The sequence below is a fragment of the Clostridium sardiniense genome, from assembly GCF_016907995.1.
In the GTDB taxonomy this organism is placed as follows: Bacteria; Bacillota; Clostridia; order Clostridiales; family Clostridiaceae; genus Clostridium; species Clostridium sardiniense.
On record NZ_JAFBDA010000002.1, the window covers coordinates 96,814 to 122,913 of the forward strand.

Consider the following 26,100-nt stretch of genomic DNA (forward strand, 5'->3'; position numbering starts at 1 on the left):
GATTTGTATGAATAATACACCAAACTCAAATAGAAAACATATTGCTATTTTTGGGAACACTAACAGTGGAAAATCCTCATTAATGAATAAGATACTAGGACAAGAGATGTCTCTAGTATCTGATGTGGAAGGAACTACAACAGATCCAGTTCAAAAGGCTATGGAACTTATACCTGTTGGACCAGTACTTTTAATAGATACAGCTGGACTTGAAGATAAATCAGAACTAGGGAAACTTAGAATTGAAAAAACAATGGAAGTGCTTAGAAAGACAGATGTTGCAATTTTTGTACTTGATGCATCAAGTCCTGATTTTGAAGCCTTTGATAGATGGAAGATAGAAGCCTTAAAATATAATATTCCATTTGTTGTTGTTGCAAATAAGTCAGAAGTTGCAAATAAAGAAATTGTTGAGACATTAAAAGATAAAAATTCTAATGTAATATGCACATCCACAGTAACAGATATAGGAATAGATGATCTTAAAGAGGAATTAATAAAAATATTAGAAAAAGAAGATGATGAAAAATCTTTAATTGGAGATTTAGTGCCTTATAATGGGAAAGTAGTTTTAGTAGTTCCTATAGATTCAGAAGCTCCCAAGGGAAGACTTATATTGCCACAAGTTCAAGTAATAAGAGATTGCTTAGATAATGGAATTAAGAGTTATGTAGTTCGTGATACAGAACTTAAAGAAGCTTTAGAAGATTTAAAAAATGTAGATTTAGTAGTAACAGACTCACAAGCTTTTAAAAAGGTTAGTCAAATAGTACCAGAAAATATTAGACTTACAAGTTTCTCTATACTTTTTGCAAGACAAAAGGGAGATTTAAATGCTTTTATTGAAGGTGTAAATAAGGTTAGAAATTTAAGACCTAATGATACTATATTAATATCAGAAAGCTGTACACATAATGTTTCACATGAAGATATAGGAAGAGTTAAAATTCCAAAACTTTTAGAACAGTATGTTGGAGGAAAACTTAATTTTGAATTTAGAGTAGGTCATGATTTCCCAGAGGATATAGAGAAGTATGATTTAATCATTCATTGTGGTGCTTGTATGATAAATAGAAAAACTGTTTTAAATAGAGTGAAATCTTGCAATGATAAACAGATACCAATAACTAATTATGGTGTTATACTTGCATTTTTAACTGGTATATTAGATAGATCTACAGATAACTTAATTTAAACTTTTAAAATATAAGTTTAAATTTAAAAGGAAATAGTTTATAATAAAAGAGAATTAAATAGCTAGGGGTGCTTTAAAAAAAGCTGAGAGATAGTTAGATATTACTATTAACCCTTTAACCTGATATGGATAATGCCAACGGAGGGAAGCAAGAAAATAGTTACTTTTATATATCGTAATTTATGGCTTTCTGTGTGTTTCACATAGAAAGCCTTTTAATTTATTAAATTATAAAGAGTATTAATTTTCTAAAACTGCGGTAGCATTTTAGAAATTTAATGCTCTTTTTTTATTAAAAGGAGTGAGAAAATGAAATTTACAGATTATTTATTTGAAGAAGCAAAGGGTATATTTAATGGGTACTTAGAACATCCATTTGTAAAAGAACTTGGTGAGGGTACTTTAGATAAGGAAAAGTTTAAAGACTACTTAATTCAAGACTATCTATATCTTAAAGAATATGCAAAAGTATTTTGTGTTGGAGTTGTAAAAGCTAAAACTATGGAAGAGATGAAATTTTTTTATGATTCTATAAGAGGAACTATGGAAGATGAAACAGCTGTACATATAAAATATCTAGAAGAGTTTGGAGTAAGTCCAAAGGAAGCCGAAAATAGCGTAATAAATTTAAGTAATTCAAGTTATACAAGTTATATGCTAGGACAAGCCTTAACAGGTGATATATACGATATAATAGCAGCTGTACTTCCTTGTACTTGGAGCTACAATTATATAGGGCATGAACTTTATAAAAGATATAATAACAAATTAGAAAACAATTTTTATAAGCCATGGATAGAAGTTTATGTTGATAATGGATATGATGAATTCACAAAAGAATGGTTAGATTATACAAACAGAATGTGCCAAGATTTAAGTGATAATAAAAAGAAAAAGTTAAAGGATATATTTATAAGGTCAAGCCTTTATGAAATGAAATTTTGGGATATGGCATATAAAGTTGAAATGGATTAAATATGATAGTGAATATAATAATAGGTCTTTTCACTGTTTGTATATTTATATTATATGGAATTAGTTTAAAAAAGAATCCATTAAGTACAAAAAAATTAGTTGCAATAGGTATGTATGCTGCAATAGGTTTTTTACTATATTTAATACATTTTATAAGCTATCCCCAAGGTGGAGGAATAACATTATTTTCAATGCTTCCAATAATGCTACTATCAATCTTTTATGGACCAACTACAGGAGTTACAGGTGGACTGGTATTTGGGCTTCTTAAGCTATTAAATGGAGCCTTTATAGTACATCCAGTGCAGTTTTTATTAGATTATATACTTGCAAACATGGCACTTGGGCTAGCTGGAGCTTTTGGAACTAATACTAGGCTTAAGACAAATATAGGTGCATTTATAGCTGTAGCATTAAGTGTTTTTGTATCAATATTATCAGGTGTTGTATTTTTTGGTCAATATGCACCGAGTGGAATGAATATATGGATATACTCATGTATATATAATATAAGTAGTGCAGGCGTTGAAGGTATACTTAGTATTATCTTTATGAACTTTCTTCCATTAATAAAATTAAAAAAATTAGCACTTAAATAAAGTTAGTGAAAAAAAGCTATTTAATTCAAATTAAAGTGGTCAACTGACCACTTTTTTTGTTTATGAATAAAATTTTATGTTATAGTAAATAAGTAAAATAAAAAGTTATGGAGAAAAGATATGAAAAACGAATTTGATAAGTTTAATTTAAGTAAAGAAATAATAAATTCATTAAGTGATTTAGGATATAAAAAGCCAACAGAGGTTCAAGAACTTGTAATAAAAGAGGCACTTTTAAATAAGGATTTAATAGTTAAGGCTCAAACAGGAAGTGGTAAAACAGCTGCTTTTGGCATACCATTATGCGAAAAAATAGATTGGGAAGAGAATACTCCACAAGCACTTATACTTGCACCAACTAGAGAGCTTGCTATGCAGATTAAAGAGGATATTATAAATATTGGAAGATATAAAAGAATTAAAGCTATAGCATTAGTTGGAAAAGAATCTTTTAAAGAACAAGAAAAATCTTTAAAGGGAAAGGTACATGTAGTTGTAGGTACTCCAGGTAGAGTATTAGATCATTTAGACAATGGTAATCTAAATGGAAAAGCCTTTAAATATCTAGTTATAGATGAAGCTGATGAAATGTTTAACATGGGATTTATAGGGCAAGTAGAAGGAGTATGTAGAAGAATAACTAGAAAGAGAGTTACTATGTTATTTTCAGCTACTATGCCAGAAAAGATTAATGAGTTAAGTAATAAGCACATGGATAGACCTATAGAAATAAAAATAAAAGCACAGAGTTTAATAACTGATAAAATAACTCATGAATTAGTAAAAGTAGAGGGAAAAGATAAATTAAATAAAGCTAATGAAATCTTATTAAAAGAAGGGCCAGAAACTGCAATAATGTTTTGTAGAACTAAAGATAATGTAGAGGCTACCTTTAAGTATTTTAGGGATAAGGGATATTCAGTTGATAAAATTCATGGTGATATGCTTCAAAAAGATAGAACAAAGAAGATGAATGAATTTAAAGAAGGACAGTTTAGAATACTCATAGCCACAGATATTGCGGCTAGAGGAATAGATGTAGATAATATAACACATGTAATTAATATAGATATTCCAGTTGAGAAGGAAGCTTATGTTCATAGAATAGGTAGAACAGGAAGAGCTGGAACATCAGGTAAATCTATAACATTTATAACACCTTATGAAAATAAATATCTAGATAGAATAGAAGAATATATAGGTTTTAAGATAGATGATTATAATGAGGTAGAAAATAGCTTTAATATAAAGGATAGAGAAAAGTTATTAAGAAGTAAACCTGTTATAAAAAAGAGTACTAAAAAAATAACAAAAAATATTACAAAGATATATTTAAACGGTGGTAAGAAGAAAAAAATTAGAGTTATAGATATTGTTGGTACTATAATGAGTATTGAAGGTATTGATAAAGAAGATATAGGAATAATTGATGTAAAAGATATGGGGTCAACTGTTGAGATATTAAATAATAAAGGAAGAAAAGTATTAGATTCTCTAAAAACAAAAACTATTAAAGGAAAGACACTTAGAGTTGAAATAGCTAAAAAATAATTAATAAATTTAGTACTGTAGAGCTTAAAAAGCTCTACAGTTTTTTTTATAGATTACTTGCTTAATTTAAATAGTATACAATTTATGGATATTTTATATTTAATCATATTAATAGTACAATTAAAATAATATATAGTATTGGGTATTTTATGCAAAAGTGTTAAAATAAAGATTATAAGGTTAAGATCTTTTAATATGGAGGGGTAATTTTGAGGTTTAATTTAAAAGTTCCAACACAAGTATTTTTCGGAGAAAATACAATAAAAAATAATTGTGATAAGTTTAATAAGATAGGTAATAGAGCTTTAATAGTAATGGGAGGAAAATCAGCTAAATTAAATGGAGCTTTAAGTGATATATTAACAGCACTTGATAGTTGCGATAAAGAATATTATATTTTTGATAAGGTTGAGGAAAATCCATCACTTGAGACAATTGAAGCTGGAAGTAAACTAGGTAAAGCCATAAAAGCAGATTTTGTAATTGGAATTGGAGGAGGGTCTCCTTTAGATGCTGCTAAAGCTATATCATTAATGATTAATAATCCAAAGTTAACAAAGGAAAGTATGTTTAGTCAAAAGAATCTTGAAGGAATTCCAGTTATAGCAGTTCCAACTACAGCAGGAACTGGTAGTGAAGTAACGCAATATGCTATAGTTACAGATCATATAGGAAAAGTTAAGAGAAATTTAGGACAAACAATATATCCAAAGATGGCATTTATTGATTCAAGATATACAGAAAAGTTAAATATTCCTATGACAAGAAATACAGCTATGGATGCATTCTCGCACATTGTTGAGGGATATTTAAATAGCAATGCTACAGAATATACAGATAAGTTATCACAAGAGGCTTTAAAGATATGGGGAGAATCTTTAGACGGACTTCTAAAAGGAAGTTTAACTAAAGAAGATAGAAATAATCTTATGATGTCATCAACTTTAGCTGGGGTGATAATATCTAAAAATGGTACATCTATACCGCATGGAATGGGATATGCATTAACATATCATAAGGGAGTTCCACATGGATTAGCTAATTGTTGTTTATACAATGAATATTTAGATAGTTTCAAAAATAAGAAAAAGGTTAATAATATAGTTAATATATTAGGTTTTTCATCTCTTAAAGATTTAAAGAAAGTGATAAGTAAATTATCACAAATTAATTTATCGATTACAGAAGAGGAAGCTAAAAAATATACAGATGATATATGGAATAATAAAGAAAAACTTAAAAATCATCCAGAAGATATAAGTTATGATGAGTTATATAATATTTATTATAAGAGTTTAGTTAATAGTGGTAATATACAGTAAATATTATATGGTATAATATTATAAATACTAATAGAAAAGAGGTATATGAATGAAATACAGTTTTAAATATGAAGATAAGACATATGATTTAGATGAAAGCAATCTTATAGAAATAATTAATGATGAAGAAAGTCCTATAAAGGATATAGACATAGAGATAATATTAAAGCTTTTAAATGAAGGTGAAGAGATAGCTTTTGATAAAGCATATTATAGTAGTCCATGTGAAGAGTGTAATGCTAATTTTAAGGAAAAGAAAAGTATAAGTGAATATTTAGAATATTACTTCTACATTTATACCAAGGATGGAAAGTATGTTATAAGTGATATATCAAAAGAATATGAAAATCTAACATTTAATAGATTAGAGTTAGAAGGAAAAGTAGATGATAGTTATATAGTTACAGTTATTGTTTGCGCAAATTGTTCTAAGTATTTAGTTCAAATTGAAGAATTAGAAGTATAAAAAATGAGGTTATCTTATATGATAGCCTCTTTTTTAGTGAGATTATAGTTTTAAAAATGCAATTAATAATAAACATATTCCTGAAAGCCATGATAGATTTTTATTGGAGTTTTCAGGTAATAACTTTTTACCTACAAAGGAACCAAGTTTTATTGAACATATTCCAAAAATAAAACAGAATAATATCATAAGTATTGGATTTATATTAATAAAACTAGCTCCAAAACCAACGGCTAAGCTATCTATAGAAAGTGCAATAGCTAGATAAATAGATTCTTTTAATGATATAATTTTTGATTCATCAAAATCTGCTTTTGTTTCATCTATATACACTTGAAGTGCAAAGCTAAAGTCGAATAATTTAAATGTTAATGGCTCTTTACTTTTTGAGAATTTCCCCATGTATTTTTTAAAGAATCCCTCGAATAATTTATAAACACCTAAGATTATAAATATTCCAAAACTTATATACTTAGGTAGATATGAAGGCATTATATTCTCTAGATAATTTCCTAGAGTCAGAGAAAAAGTTAAAATTAAACAGGATACTATATTTATAATAATTACATAAAGATTAGGAATCTTAATTTTATCTGCACTATATGCAATACTTGCAACAAATGAATCTATTACAAGAGAAAAAACTAATATTAGAGCTTCCATAAATTCACCTCAAAAAACTCTTTGTTATACTATCTTATGACAAATACAGACAAAAAGTGAGTGAAGTAAAAGTTATATAGATAAAGTTTAAATAATTAAGCCTATAAGAGTTAAGTATCTCCTATAGGCTTAATAACTATAATAAAATATTGAGTTTAATATAGTTATCTTTTATAATTGTACAGCTATTTCTATTGGATATCAGCTTTGAATGGAGTAATAGGGTTTCCTTTAGCATCTTTAGTTAAAAGTTGATCTTGTTCTTTAGTTGTTGAAACAGAAAGTGGTATACTTGATAAATTTAAAGTATTAGATTCTACAGTTAATAATATAGTCTTAGTGTCACTAGTAGAAAGTTCAGCCTTTGATAATACCATAAATTTATTATCCTCTTCATTGGCTGTTTTTACTGTAAAGTCAGAAAGTGTAACAGAATCTTTATTTATCTCATTATCAAATAATAGTCCTACAGTAAGTGTAACGAAAGGTGTTCCAGTTGTTTGTGAATCCCTATAGGCTCTAACAAGTCTAGCTGATAACATATTTGATGTAATAGTATTACAAGTAGCTGAAGCTTTTATTTTCTTTCCAAATATATCTGTAGTAGTAACTGTATCTGTTGTTGTCATATCTAAAGTAGTAATAGATGATTCAAAAGTTCCAGTTGGGAATGTGAATGTAAGAGTTTTATAATCATCTGATAAAGTAACATTAATAGGAGTTGTAACATTGGAGTTTTTAGTAAATTTAAAGTCAGCAGCCGAAAGTGTTGAAGGATTAAACATAAATTCACTAGAAGTACTAGCTGTAAATTTTAGAGAACTATCTGATAAAATACTCATGGAGCCTCCAGCAATATCAAGTTCTGGAACTAGTGCTGTAATAGTACTTTCTTTACATATAGGGAATATATTACCTGATTGATTAGTTACATATATAATATCTCTAAGTCTTGCATATCCTATATTAATTGCACTCGTATTTACAGTTGCATTAAATTTACTAGATAGGTTTAACCTCATCCATTTGTTTGAATTTAATGAATCAACTTTAATAGATTCACTTAGAGGAATTGGATCAGTAGTTCCTGGAGTTTCAATTAATCTATAATTAGTAGCTACATTTGCTCCGTGCTCATCACTTACATTCATTACTCCATCAAACATTACTAAAAGCACATCTTTATCAGGATCAGGCATTAATATTTTTTCAACTGTTGGAACTGCTAAATCTACTATATCAAATGTTTTGCATACATCAACTATCGGAATTCCAAATATATCAGCTACATTTGAAACGCATAGAGTATAATTTCCAGCAGGTAGTTTAGCTGTTTCTATAACAAATTCGTTTGTAGGATCAGTTGAATTGATTATAGAAGTTATTGTAATAGGATCTGTAGGTGATGTATTACTATTTAGGACATAGTTGCTTAAATTTTTAGCTGAAGCAATATTCATATCCCAAGAATACTTAAGGTTTATTTTAGTTGTAGTTGAAGTAGTATTAGAAGTATCTTGGTATACAGCATCAAGCGTTGGTGAAGCAGCAGTAATAGTTGTAGTTAAAGGAACTATTTTTGTTGTAAAACCTGAGGCGTCAGTTATAGGGCTTACTACAAGTTCAACATTACCAGCTGTAAGTGGAGTTGTATATTTTAGTGTGTATTTTAAGCTCTTTTTATCAGATCCAACTCTTTCACGTGAATCTATTTCTTTAGAAACTCCGTTACACATTACATATCCAATGTTTGAACCATCTGCAGCTATAACATCTTCCTTTCTTAATAGAACTTCTTTATCAAAAGTTACTATGAATTCAGTTAAAGAAATAGGTGTAATATTAACTGGTTTTGTAGGATACTGATCACTTCTTAAGCTGAATGGCTTTTCCATTATAGGTATTTCACGTTCTTCTTTAGAATAGTCAACTAATATAGAAGACTTATCTGTAATATTAGATCCTTGAAGTCTAGTATAGTTTATAGTTAAGCTGTGAGTATCGCCTATAGGAAGATTTTTTATATTTGATTGTATTTCAATAGATTTTTGGTCAGGGCTTACTGTTGCAGTGAATAATTTTTCATCATCATCAATAGTAAAGTATCCTTTCCAGTCAATTGAATCGCCAGCATTAGGTTGGGTAGTTGCTCCTATAACATCTCTATTAAAATATATTGCATAGAAGTTATTTAAATTTTTAGTTCCACTTGGCTCTATTTTATCAAGATTTTTTACTGGGTAAGGAAATACTACTTCTATTATACGATTACCGTAAGTTCTTACATCTGCATTTATAATAGCAGGAAAATCTTCAACTAATATAGTTTGATTAAATAAATCTATACCATTATCTGAAACTACAACGGTATAAGATTCATTAACTTTTAGAAGAGTAGAATCATCAAAGAGTATAGTTCTTACTGTTTCAGAATCATTAAGAGAGCTTTTAACTACTGAAAACTTTAATTCCATATTAGGGTCTTCTATTGAAGAAATAGATACTTTAGTTGTATTTGTGAAATTTGAAGTTAATTCTATATCAAAGCTCTTGGGATTAATGTTAGATATTGAGTTTGGATTAATAGCAAACATTCAATTACCTCCTGGTTATTTAATTGGTATTATAAAATTCTTTTATATACTATGAATTAGCACATATTAATGTGAATTCAAAAGAAAATATAAATTAATAGTAGATATGCTTAAATATTTGTCTTATAATAAATAAAAATGAAGGGGATTTTATATGTTTAGTGTAGATGGAGTTTTGAACCTATTAAATAATTATAGTGAAATAGCAATATTGATTAGTATAGTAATTAGTATACTTATAGCTATATCTGGGGTAATACCTTCTGTATTTGTTACAGGAGCAAATATATTATTTTTTGGTCCTGTATGGGGCTTTTTTATATCGCTACTTGGAGAAGTCATTGGTGGTTGGATTACATTTAGGTTATATAGAAAGGGATTTAAAAAGAGTTTTAATAATTTTACAGATAAGCATGAACTTTTAAAAAAAATTGCAAAAAGTAGTGGAAATAGAGCAGCATTTTTAATAATTCAAGGTAGAATAATTCCCTTTATACCTTCAGGATTCGTAACACTTGCAGCGGCACTATCTAATATAGATGATTTTAGATATAATTTAGCTACATTAGTTGGAAAGATACCATCAATTTTATTAGAAGTGCTTATTAGTTATGAAGTCATTTCGCAAGGTGCTAAAGGTATAGAAATTGTTATTACTATTGTTGCAGTTTACTTTATTTATAAGACTATTAGAAAACGTAAAGTATGATATAATAAAAATGTTTAAATTACAATATAGAGTTAGGAGAGAGCAAAAAATATGTATAAGTTAATAGCATTAGATATGGATGGTACTCTATTAAATGATGATAAAAAAGTATCAGAAAAAACTAAAGAAGCTTTAAGAAAAGCTAAAGAACTTGGAGTTTATGTTGTACTAGCTTCAGGTAGACCAATAGACGGATTATTAAAATATTTGGAAGAGTTAGATCTTTTAGGTGAAGAGGATTATGTTCTTAGTTATAATGGATGTTTAGTACAAAAAACTAAGAGTAGAGATGTTGTTTGCGATGTAACTATTAAAGGTAGTGATCTTAAATACCTAAAGGGATTAGCAGATGAAGCGGGATTAAATATACATGGCTTCTCAAAAGAGAAGGGGCTTATAACTCCTAAGGAAAACAAATATACTTCATATGAAGCTCATCATAATAATATAGACTTTCATATAGATGACTTTAAAGATATAAAAGATGATGAGGAAATAATAAAAGTAATGATGATTGATGAGCCTGATGTTTTAGATGAAGGAATAAAGAAGCTGCCTAAGGAAGTTTATGAAAAGTATACTGTTGCAAAGAGTGCACCATTTTTCTTAGAATTCTTAAATAAAGAATCAGGTAAAGGTATTGGAATTAAACTTTTAGCTGAGCATTTAGGAATAAAGGAAGAAGAAGTAATTGCAGTTGGAGATGAAATGAATGATTTCTCAATGATTGAATATGCAGGACTTGGTGTTGCAATGGGTAATGCTTGTGATAAGATAAAAGAAATTGCAAATTATATAACTGATACAAATAATAATGATGGTGTAGCTAAAGTTATAGAAGAGTTTATAGTAAAAGAAAGAATATAATCTAATACGTTTAATAAAAGACTCCTAAAATTTAGGAGTCTTGTTTATTTAGTATGATACGGGTAGATTACGGTTTTTCTTTTTGATAAATAAATATATTTATTTGGAGGGTTAATATGAATAGCCACTCCTTCTAAAACAGTTAGAGTATTCTTTTTTATGTAAGAACTTTAGCACTAAATTTAGTTATATTACAAAGTATATTTAGTGATGGATGAAATACTTCATGTCTAGTTTCTGAAGTGTTTTAAAGAATTATTTAGACAATATAGAGATAAATATCCAATTGTAAAAGGGAGAGGGGAGGCAAATTGTTAAACTTCTCAGCCAATCAAAATAATCCCTTTGATGTAAGTAAAATAAATTAATAGATAAAATTAATAAAATAATATATTAAAGGAAAAACTGTAGAATATAGTATGCAGTTTTTCTTGTTTTTTCTTATAAATTTATTAAAATATTCCTATAACATGAACAAAAGTTAAAATATAATATAAAAAGATTGAAAATATGACAATGATAAGTATATAATCTACTAGTGATAAATTTAGTGAAAATGGAGAGGATAGTGTGGAAGAAAATAGAGAGAAATTCTCGTCAGGATTAGCAGTTTTTTTTGCTACATTAAGTTCATGTGTTGGTTTAGGAAATATATGGATGTTCCCTTATGTTGTAGGGGAAAATGGAGGAGCAACATTTATACTTATTTACTTAGCTTGTGTTCTAATAATAGGGCTTCCAACCCTTATAAGTGAGTTTGCTTTAGGAAGACAAACAAGAAAAAATATTTATGGAGCAGTATCATCTATAACAGATAAAAAAATGTTTAGAGTTATAGGTATATTTGGTGTTACAGCATCATTTTGTATGTTATTCTTTTATACTGTAGTTACAGGATGGGTATATTCATACGTATTTAAAGCATTAACAGGAGCATTTAAGGGTGCTGATGCACAACAGGTTGCAACTATGTTTAACCAAACAAGTTTGGGACCAATAAGTCCAATTTTATGGCAGCTTTTAGCTTTAGTAGTTGGAGGAATTATTCTAACAATGGGAGTTAAAAGTGGAATAGAAAAATTAACTAAGACATTAATGCCAGTTCTTATAGTATTACTTGCACTATGTGCAATAAGAAGTGTAAGTCTACCAAATGCAATGGGAGGAATAGACTTCTTATTTAAGCCTGATTTTAGCAAAGTTACTTTTAGTGTATTTTTATCAGCTTTAGGATTAGCTTTCTTTAAATTATCTGTTGGTACAGGGTCAATGGTTACATATAGTAGTTATTTTACAGATGATAATAATTTAATAGCTACAGGAGCAAAAGTTGCAGTTGCAGATACATGTGTATCACTAATTGCAGGTATTGCTATATTCCCAGCTGTATTTTCTTTTGGGCAAACTCCAGCAAGTGGTCCAGGGTTATTATTTAATACAGTACCTTTAATCTTTTCAAAAATGCCAGGTGGAACAATACTTGCAGTAGTATTCTTCTTACTTACAGCTATGGCAGCAACAATGGCTATGATATCAATTATGGAAGTTTTAATTGCTACTTTTTCAGAGCAATTTAAAATTGGAAGAGTAAAAGCTATAATAATAAATATAATTATAATAATAGTATTTGGATCATTAGCATCATTATCTGCAAATCCAGATGCACCATTAGCTAATGTAACTATATTTGGTTTAACATTCTTTGATTTCTTTAATGCAATTATATCAAATGTATTGTTACCTATTAACGGATTCTTAGTTACTATACTTATGGGACACGTTATTAGCAATAAAGTTTATACATCTCAATTAACAAATGATGGTACATTAAAGAATGAAAAATTAGTTAACTTTATTACTTTCTTAGTAAGATATATAACACCAGCATTAATATTAATAGTATTTGTTAAATCTTTCATTTAGAATAGAAAAATATGTTATAATAAAGGAAGTCCAATGTATATATTGGGCTTTTTTATTATAAATTTTTATAAGGTAGGGATAAAATTTGAGATACAGTATTTTATTATGCGATGATGAAAAAGAGATATTAGATGTTTTAGAAGTCTATTTATCTAAAGAGGGTTATAAAATTTTAAAGGCAACCAATGGAGTAGAGGCTTTAGAGATATATAAGAATAACGATGTAAATATTGCTGTTATAGATATAATGATGCCTAAAATTAATGGAATTAGAGTAGTTAAAGAATTAAGAGAAAATTCAAATATTCCAATAATAATGCTTTCAGCTAAAAGTAGGGATGAAGATAAAATTCTAGGATTAAATATAGGTGCTGATGATTATATAACTAAACCGTTTAATCCTTTAGAGGTAGTTGCAAGAGTTAAAGCGCAACTTAGGAGAGTTTATAAATTAATAGATGGAGAGAGCGATGGAAAAGAGATTATAAAAATTGGAGAAGTTGAATTAGATAGATATAATGTAAAAGTTCGTTTTAGAGATAAGGAATTAGAGCTTACTTCAATAGAATACAAGATAATTAAGTACCTTATGGAGAATGCAGGGAGAATACTTACAAAAAATCAAATATTTGAAGAAGTATGGAATGAGGTATTTTTAGGAGGAGATAATACCATAATGGTTCACATAAGCAGACTTAGGGAAAAAATAGAAGATAATTCTAAAAAACCGAAATACTTAAAAACAATAAGAGGGTTAGGATATAAATTTGAGAAAAATGTGGATATTTAATAAAGAAAAGAGGAAGGACAAGCTTGTAGTAACTGTTTTTAAAAGATATACAAGTTTTGTTATTATTCTTGGATGCATATGTTTAGTATCTTATGCATACCTAGGTATAGAATTATCTAAGGTTATAGATAAGAGTAGTATACCAGTTTTAGATATAATTAATGGAAAATATATAGATTATAACATAATTAATGTTGATGAATTAAAAAAATTAAAAGGTGAGATTGAGATACTAGATTTATCTGGAAATGTAAAAAAAAGAATAGGGAATATATCTGTAAATAAAGATCACTATACAGATAAAGAATTACTTAATATTGCTAGTAAAAAGGAAGTTGGATCATATCAGGTATTCTTAAATAATATTAAAAATAAAAATGGTGAAGAATATATTACTATATTAAGGCTTCCTAAGGAGAAATTCACATTTAATGTTAATCTATTAGAGATGCCTCTTAGTGTTAGTAAACCTTTTTATAAAGAATATGGAAAGGTATTTGCAATAACTGTAGGTATAGCTTTATTTTGTATAATTATATATAGTATATGGACAGCAAGAAAGATTAGTAAACCATTAAAAGAAATAGATGATACTTTAGTTGATATTATAAATGGTAATTATAATGAACCTTTAACGATAAATGGGGAAGAAGAGTTTCAAGGTGTAAAAGAGACGTTGAATTTTCTAATAAATAAGCTTAAAAAAAGTGAAGAGGAAAATAAGAGGTTAGAAGAAAGTAAGAATAAACTTATGCTTGATTTAGCTCATGATATAAAAACTCCTATGACGACTATTAAAAGTTATTCAATGGCACTTTATGAAGATATGATAGAAGATGAAAATAAGAGAAAAGAATATTTTAAAACCTTATATAAAAAATCAGAAAGAGTAAGTGAACTTATAGAAGAATTGTTTGAATTCGTAAAATTAAACAATGATAAATTAATTATAAATTTAGAGGATATTGATATAACAGAAGAATTAAGATTTATTGTATTAGAATTTTACGAAGAAATAGAGAATCTTAATATAGAGCCTATAATAGATATTCCTGAAGGACCTATATTTTTAAGACTAGATTTAAAATTAATAAGAAGAGGAATAAGTAATATAATAGAGAATTCTATTAAGTACAATGTGAATGCTACATATATAAAAGTAGAGTTAATAGAAACTAGTGATAATGTTGAAATACTGATAAGTGATAATGGTGTAGGAATACCACAAAAGATTAAAGATACATTATTTGATGAATTTGTAAGAGGAGATGAGAGCCGAGGAACTGATGGAGGTACTGGACTTGGACTTTCAATAAGTAAGAAAGTAATAGAAAAGCATAATGGGAAGATATATTTTATTGATGAAGATAAAGGCGCTAAATTTAGAATCTTATTAAAAAAGCAACAATATTAAAGTATTATTGTTGCTTTTTTATATCTTCGTTTATGGTGGAAACTGCTATTTTACTAGAGTTTAGAACTATAGATACGCCAGCACCAGGATGAGTTGATGCACCTACAAAGTATAAGTTATTTAATCCTTTTATTTTACATTGAGGTCTAAAAAATAGTAAGTTCTTAAAGGAATGATTTATTCCATATCCAGCACCAGCATAACTATTGAAAGCATTTAAAAAATCTAGTGGAGTTATATACTTTTCATATTTTATATAATTTTGCAAGTTAGATATTTTTAGATGTTTTTCTAATGTGTTGATTATACTATTTTTTAATGAGTATATAGTTTTATTATTCCAAGTTACATTATTAAAAAGTAAATTAGGAACTCGTAAATTAATAGTTATTAGTTCGTAATTACCAGTTTTATTGATTCTTGTAGGGCAATATACATATAGATGAGGATTAGTTTGTAAATCTCCATTAAAAGGTGCTTCTATATTATATTTAAAATTTTCACTTATAATAGAATTATGAATAGATAATTGAGGAAGTCTTTTATCTATAACTAAATGCATTATAAATGATGAACAAGAAAAATCATTAGCAGAGTTATATTTATTTTTTATATTAAGTTCTTTTGGAAGTAAGTTTTCTAGTGCATAAGGGACATCAGCATTACAAACTACTATATCTGAGAACAATTGTTCATTATTTTTAAGAAGAACACCAATACATGTTCTGTTATTAAAAATAAATTTTGTAACTTCAGAGTTTATTTTTATATTTCCACCTCGTTTTTTAAAGATAGAGATTAAAGATTTAATATAAGATGATATACCACCTCTAATAAAAAACATACCTGTTGAATAATTTATTAGAGGAAGAATAGTAAATAAAGATGAAGTATTATAAGGAGATACACCCATATACATACTTTGAAATAACAATGAGTTTATTAATAACTCACTTTTTAAATTATCTTTTAAGTATTCATAGCATGTAGAATCTAAATCTTTATTAATTAATGTTTTAATATTTTTCAATTTTAGGATATCTTTATTAGTAGTTAAAGGTACTTTCAAAAAAACATTATTTATTTCAGTAAAATCTATATATGACTTAGAGATTAATGATAAATAGTTTTTAAAATCTCTATTATCAATATTAGATATAGTTTCTGTAAGTTTTGGAATACAGGAAGAAAATATATAATTACTATTATTTTCAAAAAAAACTTTATATAGTGGATCTATCGATGATATATCTATATAATCATGTATATTTTCATTTATATCTTTAAATAATTCTATATAAGGATCAAATATTACAGGGATAGTAGCACATAAATCGAATTTAAATCCGTTACAAGATAAATTAGAAGTTTTACCACCTAGAAAAGAATTTTTTTCTAATAATGTAACAGCATATCCTTCATTTTGAAGACGTATAGCTGCAGATAAGCCACCTATTCCGCTTCCAACCACTAAAATATTTTTCTCCATTTTAACCTCCAAGTGTTATATCTTGCTTATCATACCAAGATAATGCGTCAAAAAGATCTGTTTCTTTAAAGTTAGGCCAAAAGTCATCGATAATATAAAAATCAGAATAAACAGATTGTATTGGTAAGAATCCACTTAACCTTCGTCTTCCTCCCCAGCGTATTATTAAATCTATACGAGATATATCAGTAGATTGAATTGAGCTAGAAATATTTTTCTTAAGATCGGTGCTTTTCTTAAGAGAATATAAATCCCATTCCCAGCCATAGTTTATAAGGAAATTAACTTTAATTCCGCCTTTTCCAATTTTCTTTCTAGAGATATACTTAAGTAACTCTTTAGGAAAATTTTTAGATTCTGCATTTCCCATAACTAATATTTCACAGTCTTCTTTCTCAAGAAGCTTTACTGATTCAATGCATGCATCAGTAAAGGCATCCTTTTGTACTGAAGGCCTTTTTGTGTTATCTATTGTAAATCCATAGAAGGTTAATTCTTTAATTCCTAAGTTTTGACACTGTTTAAATAATATAAGTCCAGGCAATATACCACTAGAATATCCTTTATCTTTAGTTAAACCAAGAGATATTGCATACCTTCTATTACCATCGGGAATTATACCAATATGATTTGGAATTCTCATACTTTTTTCCTCCTTAAAGTTTTAATTATTTTTATTGTTTCCATAATAACAAAAAATATCCAATAATAAATTGAGAAAAGTATTGAATTTGTTATAGAATCTAAGTATAGTAATAAAGAAATGGACGTTTACGGGTGATATTATGATAATTTTAAATGAACTAAAACAATGCAAAACATTCCAAAGTATATCAGATAAAACTTTAGAGAAGTTATGTTTGATTGGAGAAAAAACAGCTTTTAAAAAAGGGCAACATATATTTAGAGATAAAGACTTTATAGATAGTATCTATGTAGTCTACAGTGGAAAAGTATCTTTATACAAATTAAATGAAGCTGCTCATAAGAAAGTTATATTTATCTTAGGGGAAGGGAATATAGTAAATGAAGTTGTCTTAGAAAAGATGAAAGCATCTATAAGTTGTGAAATGTTTGACGATGGAGAACTCTTTGTCTTTGATAGAAATAAATTTATAAGGATTATGAGTGAAGATTTTGAACTTACAAAGCAGGTTATAGGAACATTATCTTTAAAGGTAAGAAGATTATATAGACAAATGAAGAATTCTACTCCTTTAAAAATAGAAAAAAGACTTGCAGCAAAGCTTTGGAAGTTAGCTAAGGATTATGGTGTAGAGGAAGATGGAGAAACAATAATAAATTTAAAAATAAGCATAACATATCTTTCAGATATGTTTGGAATGCCAAGAGAAACTATCTCAAGAGCACTTAAAATTTTAGAAAAAGAAGGACTTATAAGAAAAGATAAAAGAAAATTTATAGTAAAAGATAAAGAAAAACTATCAAATTATTTTAAAAGTTTGTGATAATTATCACAGATGTCAAATTAGAAAGGGAATATAATAAGGGGGAATCAACAATGTATGGAGAAGATTTTGGTAGGCTAATAGCACTATCTAGAAAAAAAACTAATTTTTTAGAGGATAACAGAAAAGGTTATGTAATAAGTGCTATGCATGCAGGTCTTTTTGTGGGATTTGGAATAATGCTCGCTTACACTGTAGGTGGAACATTAAATGAGGCTGGATCAGAATTTACTAAAATAGTTATGGGACTATCATTTTCAGTTGCATTATCATTAGTTATATTTGCAGGAGCAGAGCTCTTTACAAGTAACAGCTTAGTTATGGCTTCAGGGTATTTAGGAGAAGAAGTTAAAGTCAAGGATGTAGTTAAAATATGGAGTGTAAGTTATATAGGAAACTTCATAGGATCGATTTTAGCAGCTTTTCTTTATTATGCTTCTGGATTGTGGAGAGGTACTGCAGGTAATTATATGGCAAATTATGCTATGAATAAAATTAATGTTTTACCTAATGAATTATTTATTAGAGGTATATTGTGTAATATACTTGTGTGTTTAGCAGTTTGGTGTGCTTACAAAATGAAAGATGAAACCGCTAAAATATTAATGATGACACTTTGTGTATATGTATTCTTTGCAATTGGCTTTGAACATAGTGTAGCAAATATGACATTATTAGTTATAGGTTATCTACTTCCTCATGGAACAGTTACTCTAGGTGGAATTTTGTACAACCTATTGTTTGTTACATTAGGTAATATTGTAGGAGGAGTATTGTTTGTTGCTATCCCATATTATATGATTTCAAGAAATAAAAAAGCTCATTAGGAAGGAGTTTATTATGGGATTTAAAATTAGAACTAAAGATTTAAACAGTGTGTTTGAAAAAATGTCAGGTAGCTATAAAATAGTAGCGCCAACAGTTGTAGAAGGTGCTGGAAGATGCTCAGAAACAGATATAGTAAGATATGATGAAGTTAAAAGAGTAGAGGATATAGAATTTAATAGAAAGTCAGACTACTCATATAAGGAAGCATTACTTCCTATAACTCAAACTATATTATTCTTTACACAAGATGAATATAAAGAGCCAGTAGTTAATGAAAAGCCTCAAATAATATTTGTAAGAAGCTGTGATTTACATGGTGTAAAGAGAGTAGATGATATATATCTAAGAAATGGATTTGTGGATCCATACTACAAAAAACTAAGAGAGGGCGTTAAGTTCGTTCTTATAGGATGTGAAAAAAGTTTTGATAACTGCTATTGTGTGGATATGGAAACTAATAAATCAGATAATTATGATGCGTATTTAAAGGTTTCTGATGGATATGCGTATTTAGATATAAAGGATGATGAATTAAAGGAATACTTTAATGAAACTCCTAAAATGGAAATGGAAGTTAATCCAGATTTCGTAACAGAAAATAAAATAAAGGTTAATATACCAGAAAACTTAACATTAGATGTTATGGATTCAAAAATGTGGGACGAATACTCAGAAAGATGTATAGCTTGTGGAAGATGTAACTTTGTTTGCCCTACATGTACTTGTAATACAATGCAAGATATCTACTACAGTGATAATGAGAATGTAGGAGAAAGAAGAAGAGTTTGGGCTTCATGCCAAGTACCAGGATACACAACAATGGCTGGTGGTCATGAATTTAGAAAAGCTAATGGTCAAAAGATGAGATTTAAGATCATGCATAAAGTTTATGACTATAAAAAGAGATGGGGATATCACATGTGTGTTGGATGTGGAAGATGTGATGATATATGCCCAGAATACATTAGTGTACCAGGATGTATAAACAAACTACAAGATGCAATGGATGAGGTGAATTCAAATGACAAATAATGATTATATACCATTTCCTTCAAAAATATTAGAAGTAATTGAACATACAGATATAGAATATACATTTAGAATGGAATTTGAAGGTGAAGTAAAACCAGGACAATTCTTTGAAGTATCAATACCAAGATATGGGGAAGCACCAATTTCAGTAAGTGGTATTGGAGAAAACTTTGTTGACTTAACTATAAGAAGAGTTGGTAAAGTTACTAATGAAATATTTAAAAACTATGTTGGAGATAAATTATTTATGAGAGGACCATATGGAAATGGTTTTGACGTAGATATTTATAAAAATAAAGAGTTAATAGTAGTAGCTGGAGGAACAGGACTTTCACCAGTAAGAGGAGTAGTTGATTACTTTGCTACTAATACTAATGAAACTAAGGGGTTAACTTTAATCACAGGATTCAAGAGCCCTAAAGATATGCTATTTAAAGAAGATTTAAAGAGATGGAATGACAAGATGAATTTAATAGTTACTGTTGATTCAGCTGAAGAAGGATATACTGGACATACTGGACTTGTAACTAAGTTTATTCCAGAACTTGATATAAAGGATAAGGAAAATGTTCAAATTATAGTTGTAGGACCACCTATGATGATGAAGTTTACTGTTATGGAATTCCTAAAGCTTGGAATCAAAGAAGAAAACATATGGATTTCACAAGAGAGAAAAATGTGTTGTGGATTAGGTAAATGTGGACATTGTAAGATAGATGATACTTACATATGTTTAGATGGACCAGTTTTCAATTATACAAAAGGTAAACTTTTAAGAGATTAGGAGGGAGAAAGACTTATGGATATAAATACAAAGAAGCTTAAAAAGAATGCATTTAGAGTAACTAAAAAAAGAGGATATACTGCTTCAAGAGTTAGAGTTCCAGGTGGACATCTAGATGCAAAATATTTAGGTATGATTCAAGAAATCGCAGACAAGTACGGAAATGGAACAGTTCATATAACAACTAGACAAGGATTTGAAATTCCAGATATAAAAATGGAAAATATCCCAGAAGTTAATGAAATGTTACAACCTATAATCGAAGGATTAGAAATAAATCAAGAAGTTCCAGGCGGTGGATATACAGCAGCAGGAACAAGAAATGTATCAGCTTGTATTGGTAATAATGTTTGTCCATTTGCAAACTATAATACAGCAAACTTTGCTAAAAGAATAGAAGATGCAATTTTCCCAAATGATCTTCACTTTAAGGTTGCTCTTACAGGATGTCCAAATGATTGTATAAAGGCAAGAATGCATGACTTTGGAATAATAGGTATGACAGAGCCACAATATGATTACTATAGATGTATAAGTTGCCAAGCCTGTGTTAAAGCTTGCAAGAAGAAAGCAACAGGTGCATTAACTTTTGAAAATTATAAAGTAAAAAGAGATGCTAGCAAGTGTATAGGTTGTGGAGAATGTGTAATGGCATGTCCTACAAGATCTTGGACAAGAAGTAAGAAAAAATATTATAGACTTTCTATTATGGGTAGAACTGGTAAGAAAAATCCAAGACTTGGAGAAGATTTCTTAATATGGGTTGATGAAGATAGTATAGTTAAAATCATAGAAAACACTTATAAGTATGTTACTGAATACATCGATAAAGATGCACCAGGTGGAAAAGAACACATTGGATATATTATAGATAGAACAGGATTTATGGAATGGAAGAAGTGGGCTTTAGAGGGAGTAAATCTTTCAGAGGATGTTATATTAAAAAATAATGTTTACTGGAATGGTATTAAATATCCAAACACTTAAAAAGTATTAATTTTAAATTTCGTATAACTAATAACTTATATAAAATATAATATAATATTATTTGAATATCACTAGAGTCTGATTTACAATTAAATTTGAAAGTCTGTATCTAGTGATATTTTTATTATATAAAAATGAATAGAAGATAATCGTAAATAGTTGTATAATAAAGAGTAAATGGTCGTTTACATAATTAAAGTTTTACGATAATTTTACATAATATTTTAATGGAGTGAGAAGATGATAGCAGTTTTAGGAATACAAAAGAATATTCCATTGCAAATACGAGAAAAATTTTCTATAAAGCCTAAGCTGAGAGAAAAAGCTATGAATGATTTAAAGGAAAGCTTAGATGAAGTTGTTATTTTAAGCACTTGTAATAGAACAGAAATTTACTTTAATCATTCTTTAGAAGAACATGAAGTATTAAAAATTATTTTTAATTCTTTAGGATGGGATGAAGAATTAAGAGAGTACATATTTTATATAACAGGTGATAGTGCTGCAAAACATTTATTTAAAGTTATATGTGGTTTTCATTCAAAGATTTTAGGTGAAGATCAAATTTTAGGTCAAGTAAAAGATGCATATATGGAAGCATTAGAAGCTGGTTCAGTTAATTTAGAGCTTCAAAGGTTATTTCAAGAAGGTATAACTTGTGGTAAGAAGTTTAGAAATGAAGCAAAACTTTATGAAATACCAGTATCATCTGCATCAATAGCAGTAAATAAAGGAATTAGTAGTGAATGTAAAAGCTTTATGGTACTTGGGCATGGAGAAGTTGGAAAGCTTGTTGTTAAACATTTATTGTCCCATAATATAGAGGATATTATTATTGCTGTAAGGAATAAGAGCTCACTAGATTATAGTGAAAATGAAAATATCAAAATAATTGGTTTTGATGAAAGAGCTGAATATATAAATAAAGTTGACTCAATAATATCATGTACATCAGCTCCACATACTGTAATTTCAAAGAAGGAAATTGAAGAAGAAGGAGAAGAGTTATTAATATTTGATTTGGCACTCCCAAGAGATGTAAGTGAAGATGTTAATGAATTAGATAGAGTTACTGTTTATAATATAGATGAAATTAGTAAAGTAGATGATGAGAATAAAGATTTACGAAAAGACAGAATGAACGAATTTTATTATTTAATAGATGAGTATTTAGATGCTTATAATAAGTGGAGAAGTCTTAGAGAAGTAGCACCGTACATAAAAGATTTTAAAAAGCATGGAGAAGAAATATATATTAAAAGATATACTACCTTTAAGAATAAAGAAGGTAGAGAAGATAAGTTAGTAAAAATGCTTATGAAAAGTACTTCGGACGCTTATGTAAATAGAGCTATAGAGACTCTAAAAGAAGAAACCATAAGAGGATGTGGTGAGGAATGCATGAGAATCCTAAAGAAGATATTTATAGAGAAAATTTAGAATATATTATGTTATCTCTTTTTTCAAATAAAATAAATGTTTTAATAATTGGAGCTGGAAGAGCCGCACTTATTAAAGCTAAAACATTTTTATCAAATGGATGTAATATTAAAATTGTGGCTAAAGATATAAATGAAGAGTTTTATAAGCTAAGTTGTGAAAAAATTAGCATAATAAAAAGTGAATATGATGAAAAGTTCTTAAAGGGTAATCATATAGTTATAATTGCAATTGACGATGATAGTATAATAAAAAGTATAATAAAGAGTTGTGAAGCTTTAGATAAAATATATATAGACTGTAAGAATCCTAAAGGTGGTATAGGTGTTGTTCCAATGAATATGAGAAGTAAGGAAGTATTTTTAGGAGTTAATACTTTAAGAGGAAATCCAAAGGCATCAAGGATGATGGGAGATTATATATTAGATGAGGTTAAAGAATTTGACGATTTTATAAGGATAACATCTATTATAAGAAATAATATAAAATCTATTAAAAATAAAAAAGATGAGATATTAGATTTTATAATAAGTGATGATTTCAAATATATTATAAGTAAGGGAAAAGAAGAGCTTACCTTAAAGCTTTTTTATGAAGAAGAATTAGTTAATAAATTATTTAAGAATTAGGTAGGGTGAAGTAATGAAATTTATTGTAGCGACAAGAAAATCTAAATTAGCTCAAGTTCAAGCTGAAAAGGTTATGGAGTTATTAAAAGGAAGAAATGTTGATTCAGAAAAGCTTCTAGTTGTAACAGAGGGGGATAGAAGACTTGATATAACTTTAAATAAAATAGGTGGTAAAGGCTTATTTGTTAAAGAAATTGAACAAAAGATGCTTGAAGGAAAAGCTGATCTTGCTGTACATAGTATGAAGGATGTTCCACATGAACTTTTAGATGAATTTGAGCTTGTTTGTATGCCAGAGAGAGAAGATATAAGAGATGCTTTTATATCAAGAAATAATATCTCATTTAATGATTTAAGAGAAGGTGCTGTAATTGGAACTAGTAGTATGAGAAGAGCTGAAATGCTTAAAGAAATTAGAAGTGATTTAAAGATAGTTCCAATTAGAGGAAATGTTCAAACAAGACTTAAAAAGATGGAAGAAGAAAATATGGATGGGATAATTCTAGCAGCTGCAGGTCTTAAAAGATTAGGCATGGAAGACATAATTACAGATTATTTTGATCCTAAAGTATTTCTTCCAGCAGTAGGTCAAGGAGCATTAGGAATAGAATGTCTTAAATCCTTTGAGCACAAAAATATCTTAAAATCAATGGATAATGAGAAAGTAAGAATAGAAGTTTCAGGAGAAAGAAGCTTTATGAGAGCATTAGGTGGAGATTGCCATAGTATGATTGGAGTTTATTCTGAAATAAATGGTGATGAGATATATATGATTGGAACATATATGGTAGATGGAAAAATAGTTAGAAAAGATATAACTGGAAATAAATATGATAGTGAAATATTAGGGAAAAAACTAGCAGATAAAATATTAGGTAAGTAGTAATTTGGAGGTATAAAATGAGTAAAGCATATATTATTGGAACAGGACCTGGGGATGAAGAACTTTTAACCCTTAAAGCTAAGAGAGTGCTTGGAGAGTGTACAGCAGTTCTTTATGATAGATTAGTATCAAACAATATATTAAATTATTTAAATGATGAGTGTGAAATATATTATTGTGGAAAAGAACCAGGTGCGCACTATAAGACTCAAGAAGAAATAAATGATATGATTGTAGCATTAGCTAAAAAGGGGCATATAGTTGGAAGAGTAAAGGGCGGAGACCCATATGTATTTGGTAGAGGTGGCGAAGAAGTATTAGCACTTCAAGAAGATGGAATAGAATTTGAAGTAATACCAGGAGTAACGTCTCCAATTGCAGTTTTAAACTATGCAGGTATCCCAATTACTCATAGGGGTTTAGCTCAAAGCTTCCATATAGTTACTGGTATGTCAGCTAGAAGTTTAAATGTAAACTTTGAAGCCTTAGCTAAAGAAAATGGAACACTAGTATTTATGATGGGGCTTTCAAATATTGATTACATTGTAAGTGAGCTTATAAAGTATGGAAAAGATAATACTACAAAGGCCGCTGTTGTAATGAGAGGAACATCATCAAAGCAAAGAAAAGTTATAGGAACATTACAAGATATCTCAAAAAAGGCGGAAGAGGCTAAACTTAAGTCACCATGTATAATAGTAATAGGAGAAGTCGTTTCATTAGAAAATGAATTATCATGGTATGAAAATAAACCTCTATTTGGTAAAAATATATGTGTTACTCGTTCAAAAAGTCAAGCTAAAGGGTTAAAAGTTAAGCTTAAAAATTTAGGTGCTGAAGTTACAGAAATAAATTCAATAGTTATAGAAGATACTAGTAATAATTTAGATGAATACAAAGATGATATTAGTACATATGATCATATTTTATTAACTTCAGTAAATGGAGTAAAGATATTCTTTGATTACTTAATTAAAGAAAAGATTGATATAAGAACAATAAAAGCAAAATTCTCAGTGGTTGGAAAAGCAACAAAGAAAGCTTTGGAAGAAAAAGGAATAATCCCTTTTAAAGTATCAAGAGAATTTGTAGGGGAAGGTCTTTTAAATGTAATTACTCCTTATGTAAATAAAGGAGATAAAATACTTATACCTGCATCAGCAAAAAGCAGAACTCTTCTTAAAGATGAACTTGAAAATCTTGGAGCTGATGTTACAAAAGTAGATATATATAATGTATTAAAAGGTGAACTTAAAAATGAAAAGGCTTTTGAAGAAGTAGATGCAATACTATTTACATCTCCATCAACTTTTGAAAATATGAAAGAGATGGTTGGTCTTGATAGAATAAAAGAAAAGATATGCATTGCAATAGGTCCAATAACTAATAAAGCTATAAAAGAAGATGGAATTGATGCTTTAGTTTGCAAGGAACATTCAGAGGATGGATTCTTAAAAGAGATAGAGGAAATGTTAAAGGAAGTGTAGTAAA

Annotated in this window: 24 protein-coding genes and 1 riboswitch; of the genes, 20 read left to right on the forward strand and 4 right to left on the reverse strand. The window is 28.2% G+C overall.

What is annotated here, in order from left to right; genetic code table 11:
* The first annotated feature begins 7 nt into the window (after positions 1-7).
* The 6 genes from hydF to JOC62_RS02790 all read left to right on the forward strand — a co-directional run bounded on the left by hydF (position 8) and on the right by JOC62_RS02790 (position 6,108).
* On the forward strand, positions 8-1,195 hold the full coding sequence (gene hydF / locus JOC62_RS02765) for a [FeFe] hydrogenase H-cluster maturation GTPase HydF (RefSeq protein ID WP_204593642.1): 1,188 nt from the start codon (positions 8-10) through the stop codon (positions 1,193-1,195).
* A gap of 54 nt (positions 1,196-1,249) precedes the next feature.
* A riboswitch (TPP riboswitch) is annotated at positions 1,250-1,359 on the forward strand.
* A gap of 145 nt (positions 1,360-1,504) precedes the next feature.
* Entirely contained in the window at positions 1,505-2,170 is a 666-nt protein-coding gene (gene tenA / locus JOC62_RS02770) for a thiaminase II (RefSeq protein WP_204593643.1), read from the forward strand.
* A 2-nt stretch (positions 2,171-2,172) separates the two neighbouring features.
* A complete protein-coding gene (gene thiT / locus JOC62_RS02775; protein WP_204593644.1) occupies positions 2,173-2,769 on the forward strand; it encodes an energy-coupled thiamine transporter ThiT in 597 nt (198 codons plus the stop codon).
* A 120-nt stretch (positions 2,770-2,889) separates the two neighbouring features.
* The gene (locus tag JOC62_RS02780) at positions 2,890-4,320 is read left to right on the forward strand and encodes a DEAD/DEAH box helicase (RefSeq protein ID WP_204593645.1); all 1,431 of its coding nucleotides are present in this window, start codon (positions 2,890-2,892) and stop codon (positions 4,318-4,320) included.
* A gap of 209 nt (positions 4,321-4,529) precedes the next feature.
* Positions 4,530-5,642, forward strand: a complete 1,113-nt coding sequence (locus JOC62_RS02785; protein WP_204593646.1) for an iron-containing alcohol dehydrogenase family protein — start codon at positions 4,530-4,532, stop codon at positions 5,640-5,642.
* A 49-nt stretch (positions 5,643-5,691) separates the two neighbouring features.
* Positions 5,692-6,108, forward strand: a complete 417-nt coding sequence (locus JOC62_RS02790) for a DUF3785 family protein (RefSeq protein ID WP_204593647.1) — start codon at positions 5,692-5,694, stop codon at positions 6,106-6,108.
* A 42-nt stretch (positions 6,109-6,150) separates the two neighbouring features.
* Here JOC62_RS02790 and ytaF read toward each other — a convergent pair whose 3' ends face one another.
* Both ytaF and JOC62_RS02800 read right to left on the reverse strand, forming a co-directional pair.
* Positions 6,151-6,771 carry a sporulation membrane protein YtaF gene (gene ytaF / locus JOC62_RS02795; RefSeq protein ID WP_204593648.1) on the reverse strand — a complete coding sequence of 207 codons (621 nt, stop codon included), beginning with the start codon at positions 6,769-6,771 and terminating at the stop codon, positions 6,151-6,153.
* A gap of 191 nt (positions 6,772-6,962) precedes the next feature.
* Complete coding sequence (locus JOC62_RS02800; protein ID WP_204593649.1) at positions 6,963-9,365, reverse strand: hypothetical protein; 2,403 nt, start codon at positions 9,363-9,365, stop codon at positions 6,963-6,965.
* Positions 9,366-9,519: 154 nt separating this feature from the next.
* On the opposite strand from JOC62_RS02800, the gene JOC62_RS02805 reads away from it, so the two are divergent.
* The 5 genes from JOC62_RS02805 to JOC62_RS02825 all read left to right on the forward strand — a co-directional run bounded on the left by JOC62_RS02805 (position 9,520) and on the right by JOC62_RS02825 (position 15,068).
* Positions 9,520-10,074, forward strand: coding sequence for a TVP38/TMEM64 family protein (locus JOC62_RS02805; protein ID WP_204593650.1), 555 nt, complete (start codon positions 9,520-9,522; stop codon positions 10,072-10,074).
* Positions 10,075-10,125: 51 nt separating this feature from the next.
* On the forward strand, positions 10,126-10,941 hold the full coding sequence (yidA, locus tag JOC62_RS02810; RefSeq protein ID WP_204593651.1) for a sugar-phosphatase: 816 nt from the start codon (positions 10,126-10,128) through the stop codon (positions 10,939-10,941).
* Positions 10,942-11,511: 570 nt separating this feature from the next.
* Positions 11,512-12,864 carry a sodium-dependent transporter gene (locus JOC62_RS02815; RefSeq protein ID WP_204593652.1) on the forward strand — a complete coding sequence of 451 codons (1,353 nt, stop codon included), beginning with the start codon at positions 11,512-11,514 and terminating at the stop codon, positions 12,862-12,864.
* 85 nt (positions 12,865-12,949) lie between these two features.
* The gene (locus tag JOC62_RS02820; protein ID WP_204593653.1) at positions 12,950-13,654 is read left to right on the forward strand and encodes a response regulator transcription factor; all 705 of its coding nucleotides are present in this window, start codon (positions 12,950-12,952) and stop codon (positions 13,652-13,654) included.
* Positions 13,641-15,068, forward strand: coding sequence for a HAMP domain-containing sensor histidine kinase (locus tag JOC62_RS02825; protein WP_243425002.1), 1,428 nt, complete (start codon positions 13,641-13,643; stop codon positions 15,066-15,068). Before JOC62_RS02820 ends, JOC62_RS02825 begins: the two co-directional genes overlap by 14 nt.
* A gap of 4 nt (positions 15,069-15,072) precedes the next feature.
* On the opposite strand, the gene JOC62_RS02830 is transcribed toward JOC62_RS02825, so the two are convergent.
* Together JOC62_RS02830 and JOC62_RS02835 are read right to left on the reverse strand one after the other, a co-directional pair.
* Positions 15,073-16,557, reverse strand: coding sequence for a phytoene desaturase family protein (locus tag JOC62_RS02830; RefSeq protein ID WP_204593655.1), 1,485 nt, complete (start codon positions 16,555-16,557; stop codon positions 15,073-15,075).
* 1 nt (position 16,558) lies between these two features.
* On the reverse strand, positions 16,559-17,200 hold the full coding sequence (locus JOC62_RS02835) for an undecaprenyl diphosphate synthase family protein (RefSeq protein WP_204593656.1): 642 nt from the start codon (positions 17,198-17,200) through the stop codon (positions 16,559-16,561).
* A 142-nt stretch (positions 17,201-17,342) separates the two neighbouring features.
* On the opposite strand from JOC62_RS02835, the gene JOC62_RS02840 reads away from it, so the two are divergent.
* The 9 genes from JOC62_RS02840 (at position 17,343) to cobA (ending at position 26,096) form a co-directional block, all read left to right on the forward strand.
* Positions 17,343-18,026, forward strand: a complete 684-nt coding sequence (locus JOC62_RS02840; RefSeq protein WP_204593657.1) for a Crp/Fnr family transcriptional regulator — start codon at positions 17,343-17,345, stop codon at positions 18,024-18,026.
* Between the two features lie 53 nt (positions 18,027-18,079).
* On the forward strand, positions 18,080-18,853 hold the full coding sequence (locus tag JOC62_RS02845) for a formate/nitrite transporter family protein (protein ID WP_204593658.1): 774 nt from the start codon (positions 18,080-18,082) through the stop codon (positions 18,851-18,853).
* Positions 18,854-18,866: 13 nt separating this feature from the next.
* A complete protein-coding gene (gene asrA, locus JOC62_RS02850) occupies positions 18,867-19,886 on the forward strand; it encodes an anaerobic sulfite reductase subunit AsrA (RefSeq protein WP_204593659.1) in 1,020 nt (339 codons plus the stop codon).
* Positions 19,876-20,670 carry an anaerobic sulfite reductase subunit AsrB gene (gene asrB, locus JOC62_RS02855; protein ID WP_204593660.1) on the forward strand — a complete coding sequence of 265 codons (795 nt, stop codon included), beginning with the start codon at positions 19,876-19,878 and terminating at the stop codon, positions 20,668-20,670. Before asrA ends, asrB begins: the two co-directional genes overlap by 11 nt.
* Before the next feature lie 15 nt (positions 20,671-20,685).
* Positions 20,686-21,657 carry a sulfite reductase subunit C gene (gene asrC, locus JOC62_RS02860; RefSeq protein ID WP_204593661.1) on the forward strand — a complete coding sequence of 324 codons (972 nt, stop codon included), beginning with the start codon at positions 20,686-20,688 and terminating at the stop codon, positions 21,655-21,657.
* 240 nt (positions 21,658-21,897) lie between these two features.
* Positions 21,898-23,097, forward strand: a complete 1,200-nt coding sequence (hemA, locus tag JOC62_RS02865; protein ID WP_204593662.1) for a glutamyl-tRNA reductase — start codon at positions 21,898-21,900, stop codon at positions 23,095-23,097.
* Positions 23,055-23,726 carry an NAD(P)-dependent oxidoreductase gene (locus JOC62_RS02870; RefSeq protein ID WP_204593663.1) on the forward strand — a complete coding sequence of 224 codons (672 nt, stop codon included), beginning with the start codon at positions 23,055-23,057 and terminating at the stop codon, positions 23,724-23,726. Before hemA ends, JOC62_RS02870 begins: the two co-directional genes overlap by 43 nt.
* Positions 23,727-23,739: 13 nt before the next feature.
* Entirely contained in the window at positions 23,740-24,609 is an 870-nt protein-coding gene (hemC, locus tag JOC62_RS02875) for a hydroxymethylbilane synthase (RefSeq protein ID WP_204593664.1), read from the forward strand.
* A 17-nt stretch (positions 24,610-24,626) separates the two neighbouring features.
* A complete protein-coding gene (cobA, locus tag JOC62_RS02880; RefSeq protein ID WP_204593665.1) occupies positions 24,627-26,096 on the forward strand; it encodes a uroporphyrinogen-III C-methyltransferase in 1,470 nt (489 codons plus the stop codon).
* Positions 26,097-26,100: the final 4 nt, after the last annotated feature.

Coding starts and splice junctions, on each gene's coding strand:
- hydF (WP_204593642.1), top strand. CDS start 8: ATGAATAATACACCAAACTCAAATAGAAAACATATTGCTATTTTTGGG.
- tenA (WP_204593643.1), top strand. CDS start 1,505: ATGAAATTTACAGATTATTTATTTGAAGAAGCAAAGGGTATATTTAAT.
- thiT (WP_204593644.1), top strand. CDS start 2,173: ATGATAGTGAATATAATAATAGGTCTTTTCACTGTTTGTATATTTATA.
- JOC62_RS02780 (WP_204593645.1), top strand. CDS start 2,890: ATGAAAAACGAATTTGATAAGTTTAATTTAAGTAAAGAAATAATAAAT.
- JOC62_RS02790 (WP_204593647.1), top strand. CDS start 5,692: ATGAAATACAGTTTTAAATATGAAGATAAGACATATGATTTAGATGAA.
- ytaF (WP_204593648.1), bottom strand. CDS start 6,771: ATGGAAGCTCTAATATTAGTTTTTTCTCTTGTAATAGATTCATTTGTT.
- JOC62_RS02800 (WP_204593649.1), bottom strand. CDS start 9,365: ATGTTTGCTATTAATCCAAACTCAATATCTAACATTAATCCCAAGAGC.
- JOC62_RS02805 (WP_204593650.1), top strand. CDS start 9,520: ATGTTTAGTGTAGATGGAGTTTTGAACCTATTAAATAATTATAGTGAA.
- yidA (WP_204593651.1), top strand. CDS start 10,126: ATGTATAAGTTAATAGCATTAGATATGGATGGTACTCTATTAAATGAT.
- JOC62_RS02825 (WP_243425002.1), top strand. CDS start 13,641: ATGTGGATATTTAATAAAGAAAAGAGGAAGGACAAGCTTGTAGTAACT.
- JOC62_RS02830 (WP_204593655.1), bottom strand. CDS start 16,557: ATGGAGAAAAATATTTTAGTGGTTGGAAGCGGAATAGGTGGCTTATCT.
- JOC62_RS02835 (WP_204593656.1), bottom strand. CDS start 17,200: ATGAGAATTCCAAATCATATTGGTATAATTCCCGATGGTAATAGAAGG.
- JOC62_RS02840 (WP_204593657.1), top strand. CDS start 17,343: ATGATAATTTTAAATGAACTAAAACAATGCAAAACATTCCAAAGTATA.
- JOC62_RS02845 (WP_204593658.1), top strand. CDS start 18,080: ATGTATGGAGAAGATTTTGGTAGGCTAATAGCACTATCTAGAAAAAAA.
- asrA (WP_204593659.1), top strand. CDS start 18,867: ATGGGATTTAAAATTAGAACTAAAGATTTAAACAGTGTGTTTGAAAAA.
- asrB (WP_204593660.1), top strand. CDS start 19,876: ATGACAAATAATGATTATATACCATTTCCTTCAAAAATATTAGAAGTA.
- asrC (WP_204593661.1), top strand. CDS start 20,686: ATGGATATAAATACAAAGAAGCTTAAAAAGAATGCATTTAGAGTAACT.
- hemA (WP_204593662.1), top strand. CDS start 21,898: ATGATAGCAGTTTTAGGAATACAAAAGAATATTCCATTGCAAATACGA.
- JOC62_RS02870 (WP_204593663.1), top strand. CDS start 23,055: ATGCATGAGAATCCTAAAGAAGATATTTATAGAGAAAATTTAGAATAT.
- hemC (WP_204593664.1), top strand. CDS start 23,740: ATGAAATTTATTGTAGCGACAAGAAAATCTAAATTAGCTCAAGTTCAA.
- cobA (WP_204593665.1), top strand. CDS start 24,627: ATGAGTAAAGCATATATTATTGGAACAGGACCTGGGGATGAAGAACTT.